This window comes from Cytophagaceae bacterium (assembly GCA_016722655.1).
In the GTDB taxonomy this organism is placed as follows: domain Bacteria; phylum Bacteroidota; class Bacteroidia; order Cytophagales; family Spirosomataceae; genus Leadbetterella.
Genome location: JADKIR010000005.1, coordinates 1,198,590 through 1,222,186 on the forward strand (window position 1 = coordinate 1,198,590; position 23,597 = coordinate 1,222,186).

Below are 23,597 nucleotides of genomic sequence, written 5' to 3' on the forward strand. Positions count from 1 at the left end.
CACCTATTTTACTAACAATCAACACATTAATCTACTATTTAAGATTTAATTTAAAAACTTTTTGTGCATATTCATTGTAAAAGAAAAAGGAAATATTATTTTTGGCATGATTCATGTGAAACGTATAATAAATTCCTAATATATTCTATAAAAAGAAACTTTTACCCATATGCAAAAATTAGCTCTAAGTCAATCACTCCAGCAGCGATTATCGCCGCAACAGATACAATTTATCAAACTCCTGCAAATACCAACTGCTGAGTTAAACCAACGAATCGAAGAAGAGTTGGAGATAAATCCTGCTTTGGAGGAGGGTATGGAACAAAAAGAAAAATCAGCCGATGATATGGATGATATCTATGGTGATTCTTCATCTTCTTCCGACAGCGATTATGATGACGAACATTATAGCGAGTTTGAAAGTCTTGATCAATATGGGTTAAATGATTTCAATGTAAAAGATTATATCAATCAGGATGAATACTCGGGCTACAAAATGGCCAGCGATGGATGGGGTGACGAAGAAAAAGAGTCTATGCCGGTAGTTTCAACCGACAGCCTTACCGAATCTCTGCTTCAGCAACTTGGCTTTTTGAGATTAAGCGAAAGAGAAAACCTGATAGGACAACAATTGATAGGTTCGATAGAAGATGACGGGTATTTGAGAAGACCAATCAGGTCGGTGTGTAATGATCTGGCGTTTGGTCAAAACATCTACTCATCAGAAGACGAAGTGGAAAAAGTCTTAAAGAAAATTCAAAAATTTGAACCTGCCGGTATCGGTGCCCGTGACTTACAGGAATGCCTTGTATTGCAATTGGAAAAAAACAGAAATTCATTAGAAAACAATATTGCACTCACAATATTGGAAGAGCATTTTGAGGAATTTACAAAAAAACATTTTGAAAAAATTCAGAGAAGGCTCAATATCACCGAAGATACGCTCAAAAAATCTCTTGCTCTTATCACCCGACTCAATCCTAAACTGGGAAGTGTGGCTTCGAGTGAAAACAACGTGGCATATCTCATGGCCGATTTCATTGTGACTTCCTTAAACGGAAAACTTGAGATTATCCTGAATTCTAAAAATGCACCACAACTGAGAGTGAGCCGTTCGTTTTCCGAAATGCTCGAAACTTATGATAAAAGTGACAAACAAAACCGTCACATCAAAGAAACAGTAAGTTTTGTAAAACAAAAGCTTGACGCCGCCAAATGGTTTATTGAAGCCATCAAACAAAGGCAACAGACACTATTGAAAACTATGGAAGCCATTGTGCTTTTCCAGAAAGAGTTTTTTGAAGAAGGCGACGAAAACAAGCTTAAACCAATGATCCTTAAGGATATAGCCGAAAAAATCGAAATGGACATCTCGACCGTTTCGAGGGTGGCCAACAGCAAGTCTGTTCAGACCGATTACGGTATTTATCCGCTGAAATATTTCTTCTCTGAAGGTATCGCCACCGAATCCGGTGAAGATGCATCAAGCAGGGAAGTGAAAAACATCCTGAAAGAACTCATCGAAAACGAACCAAAACACTCACCGCTTTCTGATGACAAACTGGAGAAATTACTCAAAAAACGTGGTTATAACATAGCCCGAAGGACAGTTGCAAAATATCGCGAACAACTGGCTATTCCGGTGGCGAGGCTTCGAAAAGAGATGTAAAATATCGTTTTTTTCGTATATTTGAGGCCTAATTGAATTTCGGAAAAGTGCTTTTAAAAATATCAAAGATTATCACCTATTTCTTTCACCCGGTATTTTTACCTTTTTTGTTATTCCTGCTACTTTATTTAGTTGCACCGTTGCCATTATTTTTTTCTTTTTTTACACCCAAAAGCTTCGCAGCATTTTTGGGTGTTGTTTTTTTATATACTGTTCTCTTCCCGATTGTATTTACTTTTTGGCTCAAAAAAACCAAACTCATATCTGATTTGGAAATCAGTAATGGTACCGAAAGACCAAAAGCCTATTTTATGGTTTCAGCGTTTTTTGTATCTCTTACCTATTTCTTATATTCAAAAGGTGGATTACTGGCACCCGCTTCAGTGGTTTTGGCGATAGTTTCAATAATCATTCTCGGACTCGGATTTTTTAGTTTTTTCTCAAAAATCAGTGCACACACAGCAGGAATGGCCGGAGTAATTGGCATTTTGGCAGGATTATATCTTAGATTTAATGAAATTGCCCTTTTCATTCCAATGTTGGGTGCAATTACACTCACAGGACTGGTTGCCTCTTCAAGGCTTTGGCTTGGGGCACATACTTTGAAACAAGTATTTTGGGGTTACTTGTGGGGAATTTCAGTCGGATTTTCCGGCATTTACTTTTTTCTATTAAATTAAGCTGGTATTTTTTTTAAAATGAAAATAAAACTAGGAACCAGAGGAAGTCTATTGGCATTATGGCAAGCCGATTATGTAAAAAATAAGCTTGAAAATGCCGGTGTAGAAACTGAAATCGTAATCATCGAAACAAAAGGCGATAAAATTCTGGACAGAGCCTTGTCAAAAATCGGTTCCAAGGGAGTTTTTACGGAAGAACTCGAGGAACAACTTCATAGTGGTCAGATAGATATCGCAGTGCACAGTGCCAAAGATTTGCAGTCAGAAATAGATGAAAGACTGGAAATTATAGCTTTTACCGAGCGTGAAAAAATCAATGATGTACTAATCAGTCATAAAAGCATCGATTTTTCGGAAGATTCAGAAATCACGATAGGAACCTCTTCTACTCGTCGGGTGGCCATGTTGAGAGCTTATTTTCCGAAAATCAAAATTGTAGATATGCGTGGTAATCTGCAAACCAGGATTAAAAAACTTCACGACGGACATTGTGATGCACTTTTGCTTGCTTATGCCGGTGTAAACCGCATGCATTACAACGACATGATTGTGCATGAATTTGACCCCAAAAGATTTGTACCACCTGTGGGTCAGGGTACTGTGGCCATTGAGATTTCCAAAAATCTTTCTTCAGAAAAAAAGGAAATGCTTAGGAAGGTTTGTAATGAGCCCACCACCGAAAAATGCCTTTTGACAGAAAGGGCTTTTCTAAAAAAGCTTCAGGGAGGTTGTTCTATTCCGGTTTTTGGCAATGCAAAAATGATTGATGGAAACATAGAATTTACCGCCGGAATCGTATCCTTAGATGGTAAAGAACTGATCAAACAAAAAATCATTCAAAAAAATGAATCTTCCGAAGAATTAGGCATAAAAATGGCAGAGGAAATATTGTCGAAAGGTGGTGATGAGATTTTGAAATCAATCAAAGCAAACCTGGCAAACTAATTTAAATAAAACATTGACAATCAATATTTTTCAAAAAATAACAAAATGAAGAAACTTGTAACATTATTGGCAATTATCACCTTATCAATTGCATCAAAAGCTCAAAGAAAGGATTTTTTGGTAACTTTAACGACCACCAAAGGCACTGCTCATATTGTTTTATATGATGAAACCCCGCTTCATAAAGCTAATTTTCTAAAACTCGTCAATGAAAAATTTTATGATAGCCTTATGTTTCATAGAGTTATTGAAAAATTCATGATTCAAGGTGGTGATCCCAATTCAAAAAATGCAAAACCAGGTGCCCGTCTTGGTAATGGAGGTGGGAATATGGAGAAAATTCCGTTTGAATATTCACCGGAAAAAATCCATAAAAGAGGAGCTTTGGCAGCGGCCAGAGACAATAATCCGGAGAAAAAATCAAGTGCATGTCAGTTTTATATTGTGCAGGGAAGGAAATTTGCAGATGAAGAGCTTACCAAAAACGAGAAAAACAACAGTCTGACTTATACAGCCGATCAAAGAGCCACCTACATGACAACAGGCGGCACACCATTCCTTGATAACAAATACACGGTTTTTGGGGAAGTTGTTGACAACCTGAAACTCATTGATGATATCGCCACTGTACAAAAAGATGAAGCTGATCGCCCGGTAGAAGACATCAAAATGTCGATGACCGTAAAAAAACTGAGAAAGAAAAAAATCACTAAATTGTACGGTTATAAATATCCGAAAAAGAAATAATTTTTATATTCGGTAAAATTTTGAAATACTTTTCCTGATATAATAGAATAAGAGATGCAAAAAATTCTTATCACCGGCTCCAATGGTCTCCTCGGACAAAAACTGGTTGAAAAACTAAAAAACAATCCTGATTTTGAGATAATTGCAACAGCCAGAGGAGAAAACAGACTCCCGAAAGAGGAAGGTTACAGATATATTAGCCTCGATATCAGTGATAAGGAACAAGTGAATTCGGTTTTTGAAAAAGAAAAACCGGAGGTGGTAATCCATACGGCAGCCATGACCAATGTGGACCAGTGTGAATCAGAAAAAGATGCCTGCTGGACACTCAATGTAACCGCAGTTGAATATCTGGTGGATGCTTGCCGGGCAAATGATACATTTTTTGTGCACCTTTCTACCGACTTTATTTTTGACGGAAAAGCAGGACCTTATACCGAAACCGCTGAAGCCAATCCAGTGAGTTTTTATGGCTGGAGCAAATACGCCGCCGAGAAAATTATAATCAACAGCGGAATAAAATGGGCCATAGCCCGCACCATATTGGTTTATGGCATTGCCCATGACATGAGCCGCTCTAATATCATCCTTTGGGTAAAAAACAGTCTTGAAAGTGGTAAATCTATCAATGTAGTAAACGATCAGTGGCGTACCCCAACGCTTGCAGAAGATTTGGCCGATGGTTGTATTCTGATTGCAAAACAGAAAGCTGAGGGCATTTTTAATATTTCCGGAAAGGACCTTCTAAATCCATATCAAATGGCCATCATGACTGCCGAATATTTTGGTTTGGATAAATCGCTCATCAACGAAGTAGATGGCTTAAAGTTCTCTCAGCCCGCCAAAAGACCCGCTAAAACAGGATTTATACTTGACAAACCCATCAAAGAACTGGGCTACAATCCGATGTCATTTAAGGAAGGTATAGCGTTTTTAGCGAAACAGATGGGGTAAGTGTAATCAACCCTTTTTCATCAATTTTACTAAAAAAAGCTCTTTTGATTGGGTGAAAATATAGCCCACAATGCCGAGTGTCATAACCCCACCGAAAACTATGGAAGGTACTACCCCCATGATCTTTGCAGCCAGACCTGACTCAAAGGCCCCGAGTTCATTGGATGCACTTACAAATACTCCGTTTACAGCACTCACCCTGCCTCTCAGATGGTCGGGAGGCAGCATCTGAAGTATAGTGGACCTGATCACCACACTTACACTGTCAAATGCTCCGGTCAGAAACAATGCAAAGCAGGATAAAACAAAATTCTGCGAAATTGCAAAAATTAGCGTGGCGACTCCAAAACCTGCAACGGCAATGAGCATATTACGCCAGGCACGGTTAGTTGGAGGAAAGAAAGCGGTACCCAACATCACCAAAACAGCCCCAATCGCCGGTGAGGCCCGCATGACACCCAGGCCTTCGGCCCCCACATGCAAAATGTCTTTCGCAAAAACCGGAAGCATGGCTATCACACCACCAAAAAGCACTGAAAACATATCCAGTACGATGCTATACCAGAGGATTTTCTGGCCTTTTACAAAATAATAACCCTCTTTCAGGCTTTCAAAAAAGTCAGCTTTGGTTTGATTCTCAATGTTTTTCGAGGAAATCTGAAATGCACAAAAAATTGTAAGGCTCAATATCACTACAACTACCCATAAGCTATAGATAAACCCAATATATGCAAAAAGAAAACCACCTGCCACGGGGCCAAGTATCCGGCCGATTTGCCAAAATTGTGCCGACCACGAGGCAGAATTAGAATAATGCTCGGGTTTTACCAAAAATGGCTTTAGTGAAGACCAGGAAGGTCCGTAAAATCCTCTTGCAATACCAAAAATAAACACACTTATATAAATTACCCAGGGTTTGGAGCTATCGGCAATGGAAATAAGACTATTCTGGGATAAAAATAAAATCAAACCTAATGTAATCAATGCAACTATCAGAAAGCTAAGCATATATACCTTTCTGCGGTCGTAACGGTCGGCAATATACCCGCCAAATAAGGCCAAAGAAATAAACGGAACGGCTTCGGCAAGACCAATCAAACCCAGAGCAAATGGATCGCCGGTAAGCTCATATAAATAATACGAAAGTACCACTTCCTGAATCAAAATGGCCACAGTAAACAAAAACTGGGCAACAATAAAATACCTGAATTCAGGATATCGGAGCGAGGAATAGGGATCTGTTTTTAACATATTAATTTTAAAAGCAACTTTTTACATTCAAAGTTCATCTTTAGTAAAAAACTCAGAGAATTATATCGAAAAACCTCTATCCAAACTAAATTTTTATATTCAAATGAACAAAAAAATGAAATATCTGGCTTTGTTTTTCGCAATTTTTACGCTTACTAGCTGTGAAGAAATCCTTTTTCTGGATGGAGAACCAAAAGGGGGTTTTGAAACCAAAACTTTTGATGAAAAAGATTTTGACAAAATAGAAATCAATAATGCTTTTTTTGTGACCGTCAAATATGCTCCTGTCTATAAAGTATCCGTTAAAGGTGCTCAGGACGACATTGATGACCTGGAAATCACAGTAAAAAACAATAAACTTTCGGTTGAATATGACAAACGCTTCAATCTGAAAAGAATCAGACGCTATAAAATGGAGGTCGAAATTGAAACACCGAACCTGAAAGCCATCAATTGTGCCTCAGCCAGCAATACCGAAATATTTGGTTTCGATAATCTGACTCAACTGGATGTCGAAATAAGTGGAGCTTCCAAATTAAAAATTGATTCCAAAATCAAAACCCTAAATGCGGGTATCTCAGGAGCTTCGGAATTGAAACTAAAAAAAGACGTTGAAACCATTGACGCTCAGCTATCGGGAGCTTCGACACTCGACGGATTCTCTGCTTTCAGCAAAAATGTGTATTTAGAGCTTTCTGGTGCCAGCAAAGCTGAGATTTATGCCACCGAAACTTTAGATGTAGAGGCAAGCGGTGCAAGCAAGGTCTTGTATAAAGGCAACCCAAAAATCACTGAAGAACTATCGGGCGGGAGTAAAATTTCCAAAGATTAATACAGAGGGCTTCGGCCCTCTTTTTTTGCTTAATGGTCAAGGATTTTTACTAAAATATTATTTCCTGCAAATTGTTTTTTCTACTTTTGAATAAAGCAAAAAGGTTTTTGAAAGTTTAAAAGACCTGAACTTCATCAAATGAAAAAAATAATTTTTACCATACTTTTGTTGACATATAATTTTGCATCGGCTCAAATCACGCGACGTGCTGAAATTATTTTAATCAAAAGCAGTGAAAATCAATTAGTTTCTGAAAATATTTCTATAAAAAAAATACGACATAATCCTTTCATATCACTTTCAATAGTACTCGAAGCCCCTAACATCAGACATGAAATTGACAGTGTTCTAATCCGGAAAAATGACGATTCCTGGACCAAACTTGAGCCAGACCACAGGGTTGAAAATAACAATATTTTCATATCACAAATTGACCTTAAAAACCAAAATAAGAAAGTTAGTATCCGGGTATTTACCCAAAATAAAACCCTGAACATTTTAAGGAAAGAATGGGTAGTATTTGCTCCACTTGATACAAAATACTTATTAAAAAAAGTTAAAAAAAAAGCTCAGGCAACTACAGAAAACATTGAAAATGAAGACTGTAACTGTAAAAAACCTTCAATAATTTCAAGAGAGGAATGGTGCCCTGCCGGCAACTGTCCACCCAATCCGAGCCCATCAGCCACAGAAGTAAAGTTTTTGATTGTGCACCATACCGACACTCCCAATGACGACACCGACTGGGCAGCCAGAGTACGACAAATCTGGAGTTATCATGTTAATTCCAATGGCTGGGCTGACATTGGATACAATTTTCTGATAGACCAAACCGGCAAAATCTATGATGGCCGGGCTGATGATACGCAGGGAGCACATTTTTCGGGCTTTAACCGCGAAACTTCCGGCATGTCATTATTGGGGAATTTTGAAAATATTAAACCTCCTATAACCGTAATCGAAAGTCTGGAAAAACTAGTGGCCTGGAAAGCCTGTCAAAAAAACATCGATATCCTGGGGAAATCATTTCACAGCTCCTCGGGACAAACCCTCAATCACCTCTCTGGTCACCGGGATTCGGGTATTCCGACACTCTGCCCAGGCGAACAAATGTATAAATTGCTGCCAGAAATCAGGCTCTCCATTTCGAACAAAATTCAAAGCTGTCAGGTGGCAAAACAAGCGGACTTGGTGATAGAAAACATTGCTACTGACCCGGAAAACCTTTCTGCAGGCCAGGCTTTTGATTTGATAGTGAAAATTAAAAACAACGGAAAACTAGATGCAGACTCCGTAAAATCCGGTTTAAGAATCAACAACAAATTGATTTATACTAAAAAAGAACCCAAACTCGCTTACGGACAATCATTTATTTTCACCTATAAAAATATAAAAATTGATACTTCGGGAATAATGAATTTTTGCGTTGAGCTCATTCCTGACTCCTCTGAAACTAATTTTTCTGATAATAATCTTTGTAAAACTCTAAATATATTTGGTCAAAACGGACCTGAAGATTTGTATTTGAGCAATAGTCAGATTGTCGCCGGGGATATCATTTCGCCCGAATCAAAGATTGAGATAAAAACGCAGGTCAATCATCAGGGAAAATCTGGTACAGGTAAAACTACGCTGGATATTTATCTCTCGAAAGACTGTAAATATGATGATTCTGATTTATTGATTGCATCGATGCAAAATGTTGAATATACTGAATCAAAATTTGCTGTCAATCAAAGCTTTACTATACCCATGGATATGCAAATCGGTCAATATCAAATACTTGCGATTGTTGATAAAAACAAGAAAACACTCGAAACCAACGAAGCCAATAATATGGTATGCATGAATCTGAAAATTGCCCTGCCATTGGGTATTGAACGTGAACTTGAAATTATGGCATTTCCTAATCCCGGAACCGGAACAATTAAGCTTTCAGGTTTGAAAAATCAGATTGTAGAAGTCTTTTTGTATAATCAGGAAGGAAAAATTTTAGATAAACCTATATTTAACGAAAAAAATGAAATTCATTTTCCCGAAAAATATAAAGGAGAGTATTATCTGAAAATCATTGATTCGAAACAAAATGTATTCAGCAAGAAAATTCTGATTGAATAAAAATTCAGGAAATATTAGTCTTTTTTTCTGTAAAAAAACTAATAATAAAAGCCGCCAAACCGAATAAAAGCACAAAAAGAACCCCTTGTAATGTATGCAGAAATGTGGCAAGGCTCACTCCATCTTGCTGACTCAAGCCATATAACACCACGATTTTACCCACAAAGAAATGATAACTACCCAATCCTCCCTGTGTAGGGATAGCCATGCCAATGGAGCCCATCACCAATATGGTGAGAACTGCCAAAAATGAAAGCTCCTGCCCTATCGAAATCGCCTGACAAAGCAAATAAGTGCCAAAATAATACATTGACCAGATAAATAGGGTATGTAGAAAAAACAATCCAGATTTTTTAATTTTAAGCACACTCACAAAACCACTCCAGAGACCCTTTCCTACTTCAAAAATTTTCTTTACCAGATTAATATTCAGTATTTTATCTTTATATTTCAGGAAAACAAAATATGCTATTCCCACAAACACAAGAAACCCAATACCCAAATAAACTAGATTTTGAATACTATTGAGTTTACCTCCAAACATCTCGATTACTAGAGATTTTAATCTGGAAAATTCCAATAGAATATTTACCAAAACCAAAACTCCCAAAACCAAAACATCAATCACTCTCTCGGCAATAACCGCCCCAAAAGACTTGTCAAAGGGTACATTCTCACTTTTTTGCAGACTCGCTGAGCGTGCCAATTCACCTGCACGGGGAAAAATCAGGTTGGTTAGGTAACCTATCATAACGGCCACAGAAGTATTTAGCAAGCTTGGTTTGTAGCCCATCGGTTCAAGCATAAGATTCCAGCGATAGGCTCTGCTTACATGAGCCAGCAAAGCGACCATCAAAGCCAAAAACACCAGAAAATAATTTGCCGATTTGAAATCCGAAATAGTGGCTACCAGATCCACATCTTTAAAAACCCAGCGAAGTAAGGCCAGGCCTATCACAAGCGGGAATAAGTACTTTAGTGCTTTCTTCAAAATTGATTTTTTTATTGTACCACTCTATTGTTTTCGTCAGGAAAGACCACCGTTGGTTTGTGTTGCTGGGCTTCTTCGGGGGTCATCCATGCATAAGATATGATAATTATAATATCACCCGGTTGTGCTTTTCGGGCAGCTGCACCATTAAGGCAGATAATACCGGAATTACGCTTGCCTTTAATGGCATAAGTTTCAAGTCTTTCGCCATTGTTATTGTTGACAATCTGCACTTTTTCGTTTTCCATAATACCGGCAGCTTCAAGCAGGGCCTCATCAATAGTTATGCTTCCGACATAATTGAGCTCGGCCTGAGTAACTTTTACCCGGTGAATCTTTGACTTAAAAACATTTACCAACATATAATGCAGCTATTTTTTTTACAAAATTACGAACATAATCCTTAGAATCGCAATTTGACACGATTCAAAAAACTTCATTCAATAATAATTTGTAAATTTGTAACACATTTTAACACATCATGAGCAGAAAGCTAATCTATTTTACTGCCGGACCGGCTGAACTTTATCCTAAGTTTGAGGAATATCTTCAGGAATTCGTCGATGAACAACTGGGTTCGATTTCGCACCGAAGCGGTCAATTCAAAAAAATATACCAACATACCGATGAACAACTGAGGGCTTTACTCAATATTCCAGAGGAAAACGCCATCATGTTTACCGGTTCAGCATCAGAAATATGGGAAAAAAGTATCCAGAGTTTGGTAGAATTTGAATCTTTCCATCTGGTAAATGGCTCATTTTCTGAAAAATATTTCCAGTATTCACAGGCTTTGGGTCGTCAGGCAGACGCTTTGAATAAACCTATGGGTGAGGGATTTTCTTATTCTGAAATTGTAGTTCCCGAATACGCCGAGTTGATTTGTGTAACTCAAAACGAAACTTCAACGGGTGTTCAGACCCGCGAAGCTGATATTCATAAACTCAAACGCAGCCACAGAAACAAGCTTATTGCAGTGGATATGGTATCTTCTGCTCCTATACCTGAGCTGGATTTTTCATTGATTGATACAGCTTTTTTTTCGGTGCAAAAAAGTTTTGGATTGCCCGCAGGTTTGGGGGTATGGATTGCCAATGAAAAATGTCTGAAAAAAGCTAAGCAACTGAAATCAAAAGGGAATTGCCTGGGAGCTCACCATGACCTGCCTACCCTGTGGAAAAATGCCAAAAACTATCAAAATCCTGCCACTCCTAATGTTATGGGCATATTTTTATTAGGAAAAGTAGCAGAAGACATGAATAAAACCGGCCTGGAGGCTATCAGAAAACAGACAGACGAAAAAGCCAAAATGCTTTATAAGTTTTTTGAGAAAAAAGAAGGCTATGATATTTTTGTTAAAAATCCGGATCACCGTTCCAAAACTGTTGCTGTAATCAATACTGAAAGACCATCATCTGATATCATTAATTATTTGAAAACCAAAAATATGATAGTAGGTGCCGGATATGGACCGGGGAAAGACAGCCAAATCAGAGTTTCCAATTTCATTTCCAATACCCCCGAGCAAATTGAGGCACTTTTAAATGAAATTGATAAATTTTAAATCTGGATATAAAAAAATTTTAATTTAGACTCAAAATTTTTCTCCAACTAAAGTAAATAGTTCTAAATAAGAAATATTTTGAGTTTTTAGAAGTACTCTTTTGTAAATAAGAATATTATTCTTAATTTTGCAGCCCAATCGAGGAATAAAGGTTTTAATAAAATAAAGAAATGAAAAAAGACATTCATCCAAATTATAGAGAAGTAGTTTTCTGGGATTTGACTTCAGACGAAAAATTCCTTTCTCGCTCATGCGTTGAGACTAAAGAAAACATCGTGTGGGAAGATGGAAAAGAATATCCGGTATGTAAAGTCGAGGTAAGTTCAAAATCTCACCCATTCTATACAGGTAAAAACGTATTGTTGGATACAACAGGTCGTGTTGATAAATTCAACAGACGTTACGGAAAAAAATAATACTCTCAGGTATCTTATAATTAAGCCTTTTCATACATGGAGAGGCTTTTTTATTTTTCAAAAATGAACTCAACCCGGAAAACACAGCGATCCTCCCGTCCAAAGACCAGGAAGAAAAAAAGCTTCTTTGGGAAACGGAAATTTAATTGGAAACCATTTTTGATTTTTATCATCCCAATTATAGCCTTTTTTGGGTACTTCTACTATCAGGAAATCAAAGCCGGATACATCAAATACAAAGCATTTGGAATATATATCCCATCGGAATACGGCATTCATGGCATCGATGTATCTCGCTACCAACAGATTATCAACTGGAAGTCGGTGAAAAATATGGAAATCGAAAATGTTAAAATTGAGTTTGCATTCATCAAAGCAACCCAGGGTGTTAAAACCATTGATTATCATTATTTCCAGAATAAACTGAGAGCCAAAAATGCCGGAATAGCCGTTGGTGCCTATCATTTTTTTGTTGCCACCAAAAGTGCAAAAGCTCAGGCCGATCTTTTTATCAGAATAGCCAAGCTCAAAAACGGAGACCTGCCACCTGTAGTTGATATCGAAACTGAATATGGTCAGTCTGACCAAAAAATTAGAGAAGGTTTAAAAACCTGGCTCAGATTGATAGAAAACCATTATAGTGTAAAACCGATTATCTACACCAATGCAGATTTTTATAAAAAGAAACTTCAGGGATATTTTGACAATTATCCGATCTGGGTGGCACATTATACCAAAATGGGAAAACCCAATCTGGACAGGGATTGGCATTTTTGGCAAATAAGCGAAGAAGCCACTGTAAATGGAATCAAAGGAAAGGTAGATTTTAATGTATTTAATGGCACCAAAGAAGAATTTGAAGACCTTTTGATCAGGTAAATCTCCTTTTCAAAATTGGATGTAACATAACCGTCAGCAAGACCAAAATACCTCCCAAATAAAATTCAAAAGACATCTTTTCACTTTCTCCAAAAATAAAATAAGCCAGAATAACCCCATAAACCGGCTCCAGATTTAGAGATAAGTTGGCTGTAAAAACCGAAATCCTCCGCATCAAACTTATCATTTGGGAATGTGGGATAACCGTACAAACCCAGCTCAATATCAACAGCCAAAACAAATCATTCTGGCTTAATTTTAGGGAATTAAAATCTCCGGCAAACAAAAATATAACCGCCATAAAAAACATAGCCGCTGAAAGCTCCACCAAACTTATGACCTGACTGTCAAACCTATGCGTGAGCCGGGAATTGACAATCGAAAAAACTGCCGCCAGAAACGCCCCCAACAATCCCACCAATATGCCGCTCAGATATCTGATTTCGAAACTAAACATAATAGACACCCCTATCACCACGATGATTCCCAAAACAATCTCATACAATACTATTTTCTTTCTGAATAAAACCGGCTCCAAAATACCCGTAAAAAACGAAGTGGTAGAAAACGTGACCAGACTTACCGAAACCGTAGAGAGTTTTCCTGAGCCAAAAAAACACAACCAATGCAGCCCCAGCACCAATCCGGTGCCAAACAATACTGCAAAATCACGAAAGGATAACTGAATTTTTACTTTTCTGAAATACAAAATAACATACAAACCTAATGCAGCAAACAGTGTGCGGTACAGCACCAAAGTCAATGAATCAACAGAAATGAGCTTTCCCAGAATTCCGGTAAAACCAAATAGCAATACAAAAACATGTAGTTTGACGTAATCTTTAAGCATACTAAAAAAATGACCTGCAAAATTCGGAAATTTTTACTTAATATCTAATACTTAAAAAAACCAGTTTAATTTTGAGTAACATCAAATGAGATATACATCAATTCACTAAAAAAGCCGGAGAATTTCTCCGGCTTTGTCTGATGAAAAAAAACTCCTACTTGACTATGCTTACATGACCAGTCAATTTTTGACCTGGGGAGACCACAGAAATAATATATTGACCGGGAACAATGTTCTTACCTGTATCAAATTTTAATGCATTTCTGCCTTTAACACCAGAAACCGACTCAGTTTTAAAGGCGAATCCCGCAGAATTTAGCATTTGAATGCTCACCGGACCATCGTTTTCAAGACCAAATTCAATTGTTAACTCACCTTCCGACGGATTAGGGCTAATTTTCAAAGCAGTTTCAAACTGTATCGAATCTCCTTCTGCTGATTTCCTGGCATTTGCATCGCAAGTTACTCTTGCTCTTGCCCAGTTGGCATGGTCACAATATATATTGTCACCGCCATCTTCCACCACAAGTTTCAAATATCTGACACCCGCAATGTTTACACTCATATCGTAGGTTTGAGGAAGGCCATAAGCTGGATTACCCACAACCGGAGACTGTGCCAAAATAGCTCCTGTGGCATTGTTTACCACCTTGAAAACCAAACGGTTTTCGCCACATACCGACTCATTGTCTTTTCCTACGGTAGATTTAAAATACTGGAAAGTATGGGATGCCCCCAAGTCATAAATGATCTCTGAAAAGGCATGTGTACCTATACCAGTACCTGGATAACTTGCTGTATAATTGGTTGAACCCATGGTCATATCCCCATTATCTATTGATTTCCCAATTCTTGGGAGACCGGTCGTAGAACCTGCTGAACTTGCATAGGTCCATGAATTTATAAGATTTGAATTACTACAACTGGGAGGTGCCGAAATAGAGTAAAAATATCGTGTTCCGTTTGAGGCATTACATGGTGGAGTAGGGCATTCATATCCCATTGCAAAACCATCAGGGGTTGGAAACTCGGTGGCATTAGGGCCGACTAACCCACCATAAGCACTGTGTACGAAAGCAAAACAATTTTTCAATTCTGGATTAGTGATACTGTATGGTGGGTTAACATCACTCCTGTTAAGCATTTCAGAACCACGAACTAAAAAGCTCTCGGGATTAGTTCCAATTCTTTGTGTTAGCCAATATGCATTATGGAAAGATCTTGCTACCAGAGGATGACCAGTCACTGTCCAGGTTGAAAGTTGTACATTGTTTTGAACAGAAGTACATGGCCCTGTGGGAACTGTTATAGTAACACCCACCGAATTAGAAGGATTACAACTACCACTTGTACAAGTTACAGAATAAGATGTAGTAACTGTTAAATTCACTGTTATTGGGCTACCTGTTTGGCCTGTGTTCCAGGTTGGAGTTCCACTGGCACAAGTTGCCGAAAGCTGAGCTGAACCACCTGATGAGCCTAAGTTTGGAGGGTTTGCTACTACATTTGTTGGCATAGGATTAGAACAACTTTCTCCATTCAAATACATGTCTATCCAGTCGGCATGATCAAAATAATTACCATCGGTGCTTGTTCCCACATTTAATTCAATCGTGGTTTTACCAGCCTCATCAATATTAAAACTTTGAGCATTGGTGGTATTACCATGTACAGTAGATGTCCAGAGCGTAACACCATCACCTTTTATTGTAAACTCCACATTGCCGCTGTTGTAAGTATTATCACTCTCATCGTCACGACCCACTTTGCCCGATAGGGTGTTGTACTGCCCATTGAGGTTAAAAAACATACTGCTAGGAGCATGGGTGCCAATACCCTGGGTGTATTGCACCCCACTGACCATCATGGTGTTACCATCTGTTGAATTATTGAGTTGATAACCAGATGAATTGGCATTGGGGGTGATGGAGGTGAGAGGGGTGGATGTTCCTGAAACAGCTGGTTGAGTGACTACAATACTTTCTGTATAAGTCCCACCTAATTCTTTGATTGTTATTTCTTCAGACTTTGTAGAACCTGTAGTATTAGCATTTGCTGAAAAAACTAATTCGCCCGTAGGTTCAACATAAGTCAATGTAGAATTTATAGGAGCATTCACTATCTCCCAATCACACAAAACAGCAACTACTTCCGTTTTTGCCTCTCCGCCAGTTGAGGGAATAATTAAATTATTGTTACCAATTCGTATATTTTTTGATTGAGCCGAACTACCAGGTACTAAATAAGGTTGAACAGGGTGTAATCTGCCGTCTTTAAATACATAACCAACTAAATAATCACCTGGAATCGCATTATTAAATGTAGCTGAGTTACAATTATTTGTTATCCCCGTTGTACTTAAACAACTGGCCATTCCAACATCTAGCATTGGTGCTTGAGAATTTTTTACCCATATATATTTTACAGCGGGGTAATCAACCAGATTATTTGGATTACTATTTGATTGACTAGCAATGGTTAAAGTGTAATTATTATCCGATTTAGTTACACTCATCAAAGGAATTAGTGGCGACGCTGCAATGCTAGAATTTGAAACAGATACATTAGATGAATATAATTTATCATACCAACGATTTGCAAAGGTATTTAAAGAATTTATGCCACTTAAATGTATTAAAAACCTTGACGTTCGGTTGTTAATTCCAATTAAGTCATCAGTTGCAGGCCCCCTCCTTATATTTAAGTGAGGAGTATTTGGAGGCACAAAATAAACAGAATTTGTTGCAATATTTGGTGGCGAGATTGGTCTATTTCGAGTTATTGTTTGACCTACAGATACTAAATTGCTAGGAGATGTCCAATTTGATTGACTACCACTTGTCAATCCAATATATGCTGTAGGTATTGGATTAATAATACTTGAAACAGACCCTAATGAATTACTTGGAGTACTTGAGTATGGTAAGTAGGACACATCAGAAATAAACCAATTAAGTTTTGAGCTCTCTTTCATACTATTATCAACTGCCTGCCGAGTCCATTCAATAATTTGAGATAACCCTGTATTGTATTCATTTTTATAGTTAGATGATTTCGATCCGCTGAGGTAAGATAAATGATCATATTCTCCTTGATGCCATAAAACGGCTTTTGCACCAAAGGGACCAGCAAAATTTAATAAGGTATAGTCTAATTTTCCAATAAGTGATGAAGGATTGGTAGGATTATCCAACCAGCTATTAAAACCCGTTCCTTGATTAATCGTAGTTCCTCCAACAGCTGTGTTGAACCACAGTGAGGGTGTACCCTCATATTTCCCTCCTCCATCAATATTATTTGTGGCAATTTTATATCCTAAAGGACCATAAACCCAGCTATTATACCCGTTTGGGTAAATATTAATTCTATTATTATCCTGATCAGATGCCGAAGTAGGGGTTGCTGGAATAATTAACTCTTGAAAAATTAAAGAATTCTCAGTATTTGATTCATACGGAATTCCTTTTGAAATTGATTGACCACCACCATTCATTCCACCATTGTCGCCCTTAAAGTTTAAAGTCCTTGCCATTGGAGAAGATTTGGTAATTTCACCAGTCGTTGAAATGGTATTATCTAAAAAATAATTCCCATTTTGATCTTTATCATCTCGCCAATACCAACCTGATGCATTTGATTGACCAGCAATGAAATAAACATCTCCAACTCCAAAATCTACAACACACTTTGTTACCTTACGAGCAATTGTATTAAATAAAAGATTGGAATACTGTCTATAAACTACTATCCTGTAAAAGCCTTTTCCAAGATTTGTGGAGCCTACATAATTAAATATTTTAATATTGTCTGCACAAACATTCCCAGGACAAGGTTGATAAGTTAATGATATATTATTATACTGCGGTACAAGTACGTACCCCCCAGTAGAACTACGTTTAAAAACTGAAAAATTTAAGGAATATGTTGAGGAGGTTTGACCAGCAAAACGAAACTGATGGCTATCGTTATTGGAGTTATCCATCTGAAAACAGAACCATTAACTGGAAAGGTAATTTTTTCTGATGAATACCTATTTGATATAGCAAATTGTGCAAAAATCGGACTATATAGACACAGAAATATCAGCAAAGAACTTATAACTCTTTTCATTATATTGATTTTTAAGGTTTTATATTATCTTCTAAGGTATTCAGCAGTAGGTATAAGCTCAATATCCATCATATAAAAGCTATTCATGATTTTTATAACCTCATTGGCTATCACCGCCTGTCCAAATGCAGAGGGGTATACCCCATCGGTTGAGAAAAAATTCCCTCCAGGCCAGGTAGCATCTACTTTGATTCCATCTGAGGTCACCACCGATCCATTCAAAATATTTTTATATAATTTATTAATATCACATATAGGCATATCAGCATATTCGCTTAATATTCTTGAGTTAGAATTTTTTATAGCAATGCTTTCATTTATTCTTTTTCTAGTATCGCCACTAATTATATAGTTATCGCCTGCTTCACTATTATAGTTTACCCTTGTAGAAACCCAAGGTTTGATTGATAAATTTACTCTGGGTGACAACAACGAATCAATGCTTGGTGATCCTAAAACTAAATTTTCATCTCTCAATAAATCATAAAGATTAAGTCCGTAAGTATCAGCAAGTTTTTTAATTTCAGCAACATAAGTTTTTCGAAAATATGGCAGATCTTCTAAGTCTGGACAATTCAAAATAATACCACGATTTAATTGTTGACTGACTAATAACTTAAATATTGTTGTATAAACTTCAGATCCTGATACAGTAAGTCTATCAAAATTATATTCTACTTTTACACCTGCTTTTACTTTTTGTAATTCAGTTAAATCATATTTGGGAATATTTGATTTTAAGCCATTTACTAGAATATCTTGCAAGCCATTTTCAAAAAGTAAGAAATCAAATTTTTTGGAATTTGTTAACAATCCATACCCAAAGTTATTTGTAAACTGAGTATGTAATTGATAATATGAGCTCAACCTATCCATATTTATTTCATACTTTTGTAAGCCATTTATTGCATTTATCAAATAATTATCGGGCTTAGTGATATATTTATATTTTTTCACTCTTCCATCTTCAATTGCTAAATTATTGATTACCTCTTTTTGCTTGGGAACTGGTCCTGCTGTAGGATTAAAACTACTTGATACTTTGCGACCTATTCCATTATATTCTGATGGATCAAAGAGGGTATTTTGAAAGTCGATTCCCAATTGATTAGCAATCAAGGTTGGGTAAGAAGTTAACATACCTTCATTAAAAATACCACCATCACGCATGCCTTGTGTAAGATTGCCTCCTGCAGCCACTAGTTTAAATTGCTTACCTTTGAGTTCAGGAATTTTAGAATTTTTATATTTTGTAAGGTCTGATACTTTTGATGGTTTAAGCTTTTTGGGCAATTTGAATACCAAGATAGTATCACCAACCACAGTGGTTTCAAGAAGTCCGCTACGGTCATTTTTACTTACTTTATCCTTAAGTGCATTATCATTCCTTGTTTTTATTGTATCTCCATCAATAACTACAAAAGCGGGGTAATCTAAGGCAGGTTCCAAAACCTCTTTCGGATTACAGCCAAGCAACATAGTGCCGGCCAATAGCATAGTCGTAAGCATAATGTTTTTTTCCATTTTAAAATTAATAATTAAAATCGTTTTAAAAATGGTGACGCATATTATAGTGCAGCTCAGGGAGTGGCTGGTAGGTGAGGTACCTATCGGTTACCGTGGGCGTTGCTGTGATTTACGTACCGGTATATTTACAAAGTTAAGAAATTTAGTAAATACTGTGTCCTTTAAAGTGTTATTTATCAATTGATGATGTAAAGTTGAAAAAAAAAAAAACGAACTTTCCTAATATTAGAGTAAAAAAAGAATTAAAGTTATTTTACGGTGCATAATTTTTCATATTTCACTAAAATTCAATATTTTATAAAATTAAATAATTCGAGATTTGATTAAATTAAAACAAAAAACTTTTGAATAAAAAAATAATCAAAAAGCCTAAATTCATTTAAATTAAAGCTTTCAATATTTTATTAGTTTGGAAATAACAATAGCGTCAATGTCTAAATAAAAAAATGAGTTCGTGTCAAACACGAACTCATTCCATTCTACCTTTAATATTCTCTATACCTCGCTGAGTTCTCTCTGAGTCTTTGGGCTGGGCTGAACTTTTTTTTTACGTTCCTCTCTTCTTAAAAGTATCCGCTGCTTCATGCTCATCCATTTTTCATAGAGGCTTGATTCTGTCAGAAAATCCCAAAACTCCGGCTTTTTGCCTTCTTTTACTTTGTTTTTTTCCTCCTCGGGGTCAAACTTCATGCCTGTGCACAAGCAATGTGCCCTATTGGTGCGGTTCAGTATATCATAATTGACACAGCTGGAGCAACCTTTCCAGAAATCATCCTCTTTGGGTAGTTCCGAAAACGGCACCGGCAGATAGCCCAATTCTGAATTGATTTTCATCACGGCCAGACTGGTGGTCAATCCAATGATTTTTGCATCGGGATATTTGGCTCTTGATAAATTGAAAGCCATTGATTTTATGGAAGTTGCAATGCCGCTTTTACGATGATTGGGATGTACTATCAATCCTGAGTTGGCCACAAACTTGCCATGCTCCCAGGTTTCGACATAACAAAAGCCCACCCATTCGCCATCGGAAGTCGTGGCTATTACCGCCTTTCCTTCTTCCATTTTAAGCTTGATGTATTCAGGCGAACGTTTGGCAATACCGGTGCCACGAGCTTTGGCCGAAAGGGCCATCTCCTCTACAATCACCTGGGCATAATCAAAATGCTCCTCTGTGGCTACCTGAACCACATATTTTCCAATAATACTTTTTTCTGTAATGTTCATCGTCATTTGCAAGGGGCTCAGACCCTAAATGGAGACGGTGTATCCGCTGTTTTTGTTATAAGATTTTTTTAAGAAAAGGTGGAAGGAAATCCACTAATAAAAGTAAATATCCTTATGCTTGGGTCCTCACGGACCTAAGTCGTCGAAAAGGGGAAATGGGGAGCAATATCTGTTTCATTGTATTATTACGCTGCAAATATAGAATTAAAAACAGACATAAGACCTGATTTGAAGCTAAAATTTTGTTAATAAATTGTTACCAATCTGCAATTTTATAAACTCCTGTATATCAAATAAGTGGAAAACCGAAAATTCAAAATTTATTATATCTGAATTATTAAGGCACTTTTCAAATTATATGCAATTTTAAATACTTTGAAATTAACTTTTGAAAAAACAAACTCCCCTACCGTCTGTTATCATAATTTTCATACATACTTAAGTAGCTTCTGTACCGGCTTTCGGCAATATCTCCGGACTCTACTGCATCTTTGATGGCACATTTGGGTTCGTTGATATGGTGGCAGTTATTAAATTTACATTCTCCCAGCAGAGCCCTGAATTCGGGGAAATAATGCCCCAGTTCGTTTTCATCAATATCCATCAGCCCCAATTCCTTAATTCCAGGCGAATCGATAATCCTGATATTTCCCGGCAATTCAAACATTTCGGCGAAAGTAGTGGTATGTACACCCTTATTGGCAAAAGTCGAGATTTCAGACGTAGCCAGATCGAGTTCGGGATCTATGAAATTAATCAGTGAAGATTTACCAACACCTGAGTGACCTGACAATAAGCTGGTTTTGTTACTTAGTTTTTCTTTAAAAATATCTAAACCTACACGAGTAACCGTTGAAGTACTGATACACGTATATCCCAGGTTTTCGTACATTTCCATCAACTCGTCCTGTATTTCGACGGCTTCGCTATCCAAAAGGTCTTTCTTATTAAAAACCAGCAAAACAGGTATCCGGAAGGTTTCGGCAGTTACGAGCATTCTGTCCACAAAACCCATTGAAGTACGCGGGTGTGCCAATGTGATGATGACCACGAGTTGGTCTATATTGGTGGCCAGCAAATGACCATGGGCGGTTTTGTGAACAGACTTTCTAATGATATAGTTGTTGCGGGGTTTGATATCAAAAATTATCCCGATATCTTCATTTTCAACTTCAAAAACCACTTCATCGCCCACCGCAATCGGATTGGTGACTTTCAAGCCTTTGATTTTGAACTTACCTTTCAGCCTGCAGGAATACATTTCACCGGCTTCGGTTTTTACCTCATACCAGCTACCCGTTGACCTGAAAACTACTCCTTTTAGTACATCCAAAATGCTCAAATTTTTGATGGACAAAGCTACCTTAAATTTTCCTTAAAAAAAATACCAACCTTTTAATAAAAATTTTACTATTCTCATTAAACTTTGGATTAATTTTTGATTCTAATAAAATGAACGCCAACAAAAGGGGCAAATTACCGTAAAATAATTTTTAAGGAAATTTTAAGCTCTTGTTGTAACAATTGTTGAAAATTGTGCGTTATCTTTAAAAAGCAAATGAAAAAGCTATTTTTTAGAAAAAATTAATTGTTTAAATATTTAAAATTTTAAGGTTATGAAAAAAGGGATTTTATTCGGGTTGGCAGCTCTGGCAGTTGGCGTGGTGGTATATTCTTTAGGAAACAAAAAAGAAAAACCAACTACTTATCCAAATCGCCACATTTACAAATGATTGCTGATACATTCTTAAACCATTATGTAAAAGTTTTATAGGCCGAAATTTTGCGGTCAAGGTGTTTTATTGTGCTTTTTCAATTCCACATTTTAATAATTTCTTCCTACCTTATACCCATCTGATAATTTTATTTTGAATTCCTTAAATTCCCATTCGGAATTTAGTGGGATATTGATTTTTTTTGGCGAATTTTACTACACCAAAACTAATTACCAGATGTATAAAGATTTAATCTTCGAAAAAAAAGATTCGAAAGCCTACATCACACTCAACAGGCCCGAAGTATTTAATGCTTTAAGTCAAAATCTCATATTTGAGCTCAGAGAGGCATTTTCTGTTTGTGAAAACGACCCGGAAATAAGGGTAATAATTCTCTCTGGCGGGAATTTGAAGGCTTTTTGCTCCGGGGCTGACCTCAAAGAAGGTCTGGGCGACACCAATCTGGGGAATATTCTGAGAGCAAGATACAATCCATTGATTTTGAAGATGCGATCACTGGAAAAGCCAATTATCTGTAAAATTAATGGTGTGGCTGCAGGAGCAGGACTTTCATTGGCTTTGGCTTGCGACTTACTGATTGCTGATTCTTCTACTTACCTTACTGAATTATTTGTTGGAATTGGCCTCATGCCAGATGCGGGTTCTATGTATTTTCTACCAAGAATAGTAGGTTTTCAAAAGGCTTTCGAAATCTGTAGTACCGGTCGCAAAATATTTATGCCCGAAGCTCTTCAACTAGGATTGGTTAACAAAATTGTTGAAACCGAGAATCTGGATGCAGAAATTGAGAAAATCGCAGAATTTTATGCCAAATCGGCCACCGGAGCAATAGGAAAAATGAAAAAAGTGCTCAATCAAAGTTTTAACTCCAGCCTGGAAGAAATATTAAATCTGGAAGCCGAAGGTCAAACCGCTTGCGGACATTCAGAAGATTTTGCTGAAGGTGTAATGGCATTTTTACAGAAACGTGAGCCCGCATTTAAAGGAAAATAGCCTTCTAAGTTTTAATCTTGTTTTAAGAAATTGTTAATTATTGCCTTTTCAAATACATAAATATTTAACAATCAAAATAATTTCTTGTATTAAACAAAGTAAAATTCC

20 protein-coding genes are annotated in these 23,597 nt (G+C 37.0%); 11 read left to right on the forward strand and 9 right to left on the reverse strand.

Features of this window, described 5'->3' with window-relative positions; genetic code table 11:
• The first annotated feature begins 169 nt into the window (after positions 1-169).
• Positions 170-1,669, forward strand: a complete 1,500-nt coding sequence (rpoN, locus tag IPP61_21050; GenBank protein ID MBL0327611.1) for an RNA polymerase factor sigma-54 — start codon at positions 170-172, stop codon at positions 1,667-1,669.
• Between the two features lie 124 nt (positions 1,670-1,793).
• On the opposite strand, the gene IPP61_21055 is transcribed toward rpoN, so the two are convergent.
• Positions 1,794-1,931: a hypothetical protein gene (locus IPP61_21055; protein ID MBL0327612.1), complete on the reverse strand. Its 138-nt coding sequence runs from the start codon at positions 1,929-1,931 to the stop codon at positions 1,794-1,796.
• A 7-nt stretch (positions 1,932-1,938) separates the two neighbouring features.
• On the opposite strand from IPP61_21055, the gene IPP61_21060 reads away from it, so the two are divergent.
• From IPP61_21060 to IPP61_21075, 4 genes are read left to right on the forward strand one after another with little or no spacing between them, the layout of a single operon-like run.
• Positions 1,939-2,349, forward strand: coding sequence for a phosphatase PAP2 family protein (locus IPP61_21060; GenBank protein MBL0327613.1), 411 nt, complete (start codon positions 1,939-1,941; stop codon positions 2,347-2,349).
• 18 nt (positions 2,350-2,367) lie between these two features.
• Positions 2,368-3,294, forward strand: coding sequence for a hydroxymethylbilane synthase (gene hemC / locus IPP61_21065; GenBank protein ID MBL0327614.1), 927 nt, complete (start codon positions 2,368-2,370; stop codon positions 3,292-3,294).
• Between the two features lie 45 nt (positions 3,295-3,339).
• Complete coding sequence (locus IPP61_21070) at positions 3,340-4,041, forward strand: peptidylprolyl isomerase (GenBank protein MBL0327615.1); 702 nt, start codon at positions 3,340-3,342, stop codon at positions 4,039-4,041.
• Positions 4,042-4,095: 54 nt separating this feature from the next.
• Complete coding sequence (locus tag IPP61_21075) at positions 4,096-4,995, forward strand: SDR family oxidoreductase (protein ID MBL0327616.1); 900 nt, start codon at positions 4,096-4,098, stop codon at positions 4,993-4,995.
• Between the two features lie 6 nt (positions 4,996-5,001).
• On the opposite strand, the gene IPP61_21080 is transcribed toward IPP61_21075, so the two are convergent.
• On the reverse strand, positions 5,002-6,246 hold the full coding sequence (locus IPP61_21080) for an MFS transporter (GenBank protein ID MBL0327617.1): 1,245 nt from the start codon (positions 6,244-6,246) through the stop codon (positions 5,002-5,004).
• A gap of 103 nt (positions 6,247-6,349) precedes the next feature.
• Between IPP61_21080 and IPP61_21085 the strand changes: the two genes are divergently transcribed.
• Together IPP61_21085 and IPP61_21090 are read left to right on the forward strand one after the other, a co-directional pair.
• Positions 6,350-7,078, forward strand: a complete 729-nt coding sequence (locus IPP61_21085) for a DUF2807 domain-containing protein (protein ID MBL0327618.1) — start codon at positions 6,350-6,352, stop codon at positions 7,076-7,078.
• A 138-nt stretch (positions 7,079-7,216) separates the two neighbouring features.
• The gene (locus tag IPP61_21090; protein ID MBL0327619.1) at positions 7,217-9,196 is read left to right on the forward strand and encodes an N-acetylmuramoyl-L-alanine amidase; all 1,980 of its coding nucleotides are present in this window, start codon (positions 7,217-7,219) and stop codon (positions 9,194-9,196) included.
• A 4-nt stretch (positions 9,197-9,200) separates the two neighbouring features.
• Here IPP61_21090 and IPP61_21095 read toward each other — a convergent pair whose 3' ends face one another.
• Both IPP61_21095 and IPP61_21100 read right to left on the reverse strand, forming a co-directional pair.
• The gene (locus IPP61_21095; protein MBL0327620.1) at positions 9,201-10,187 is read right to left on the reverse strand and encodes a flippase-like domain-containing protein; all 987 of its coding nucleotides are present in this window, start codon (positions 10,185-10,187) and stop codon (positions 9,201-9,203) included.
• Positions 10,188-10,198: 11 nt separating this feature from the next.
• Positions 10,199-10,549 carry an aspartate 1-decarboxylase gene (locus tag IPP61_21100; protein MBL0327621.1) on the reverse strand — a complete coding sequence of 117 codons (351 nt, stop codon included), beginning with the start codon at positions 10,547-10,549 and terminating at the stop codon, positions 10,199-10,201.
• Positions 10,550-10,668: 119 nt separating this feature from the next.
• Here IPP61_21100 and IPP61_21105 point away from each other — a divergent pair, with 119 nt between their 5' ends.
• From IPP61_21105 to IPP61_21115, 3 genes are all read left to right on the forward strand, one after another.
• On the forward strand, positions 10,669-11,751 hold the full coding sequence (locus tag IPP61_21105) for an alanine--glyoxylate aminotransferase family protein (protein MBL0327622.1): 1,083 nt from the start codon (positions 10,669-10,671) through the stop codon (positions 11,749-11,751).
• 170 nt (positions 11,752-11,921) lie between these two features.
• The gene (locus IPP61_21110) at positions 11,922-12,167 is read left to right on the forward strand and encodes a type B 50S ribosomal protein L31 (GenBank protein MBL0327623.1); all 246 of its coding nucleotides are present in this window, start codon (positions 11,922-11,924) and stop codon (positions 12,165-12,167) included.
• Between the two features lie 63 nt (positions 12,168-12,230).
• Entirely contained in the window at positions 12,231-13,046 is an 816-nt protein-coding gene (locus IPP61_21115) for a glycoside hydrolase family 25 protein (GenBank protein ID MBL0327624.1), read from the forward strand.
• On the opposite strand, the gene IPP61_21120 is transcribed toward IPP61_21115, so the two are convergent.
• The 5 genes from IPP61_21120 to rsgA all read right to left on the reverse strand — a co-directional run bounded on the left by IPP61_21120 (position 13,039) and on the right by rsgA (position 22,093).
• Positions 13,039-13,896 (reverse strand): DMT family transporter, encoded by an 858-nt coding sequence (locus IPP61_21120; protein MBL0327625.1) that lies wholly within the window; start codon positions 13,894-13,896, stop codon positions 13,039-13,041. The two genes, IPP61_21115 and IPP61_21120, sit on opposite strands and share 8 nt — an antisense overlap.
• 154 nt (positions 13,897-14,050) lie before the next feature.
• Positions 14,051-17,878 carry an NPCBM/NEW2 domain-containing protein gene (locus IPP61_21125; protein ID MBL0327626.1) on the reverse strand — a complete coding sequence of 1,276 codons (3,828 nt, stop codon included), beginning with the start codon at positions 17,876-17,878 and terminating at the stop codon, positions 14,051-14,053.
• A gap of 152 nt (positions 17,879-18,030) precedes the next feature.
• A complete protein-coding gene (locus tag IPP61_21130) occupies positions 18,031-19,530 on the reverse strand; it encodes a hypothetical protein (protein ID MBL0327627.1) in 1,500 nt (499 codons plus the stop codon).
• Between the two features lie 498 nt (positions 19,531-20,028).
• Positions 20,029-20,766 carry a GNAT family N-acetyltransferase gene (locus IPP61_21135; protein ID MBL0327628.1) on the reverse strand — a complete coding sequence of 246 codons (738 nt, stop codon included), beginning with the start codon at positions 20,764-20,766 and terminating at the stop codon, positions 20,029-20,031.
• 400 nt (positions 20,767-21,166) lie between these two features.
• Entirely contained in the window at positions 21,167-22,093 is a 927-nt protein-coding gene (gene rsgA / locus IPP61_21140; GenBank protein ID MBL0327629.1) for a ribosome small subunit-dependent GTPase A, read from the reverse strand.
• A 619-nt stretch (positions 22,094-22,712) separates the two neighbouring features.
• Here rsgA and IPP61_21145 point away from each other — a divergent pair.
• Positions 22,713-23,489 carry an enoyl-CoA hydratase/isomerase family protein gene (locus IPP61_21145; GenBank protein ID MBL0327630.1) on the forward strand — a complete coding sequence of 259 codons (777 nt, stop codon included), beginning with the start codon at positions 22,713-22,715 and terminating at the stop codon, positions 23,487-23,489.
• Positions 23,490-23,597: the final 108 nt, after the last annotated feature.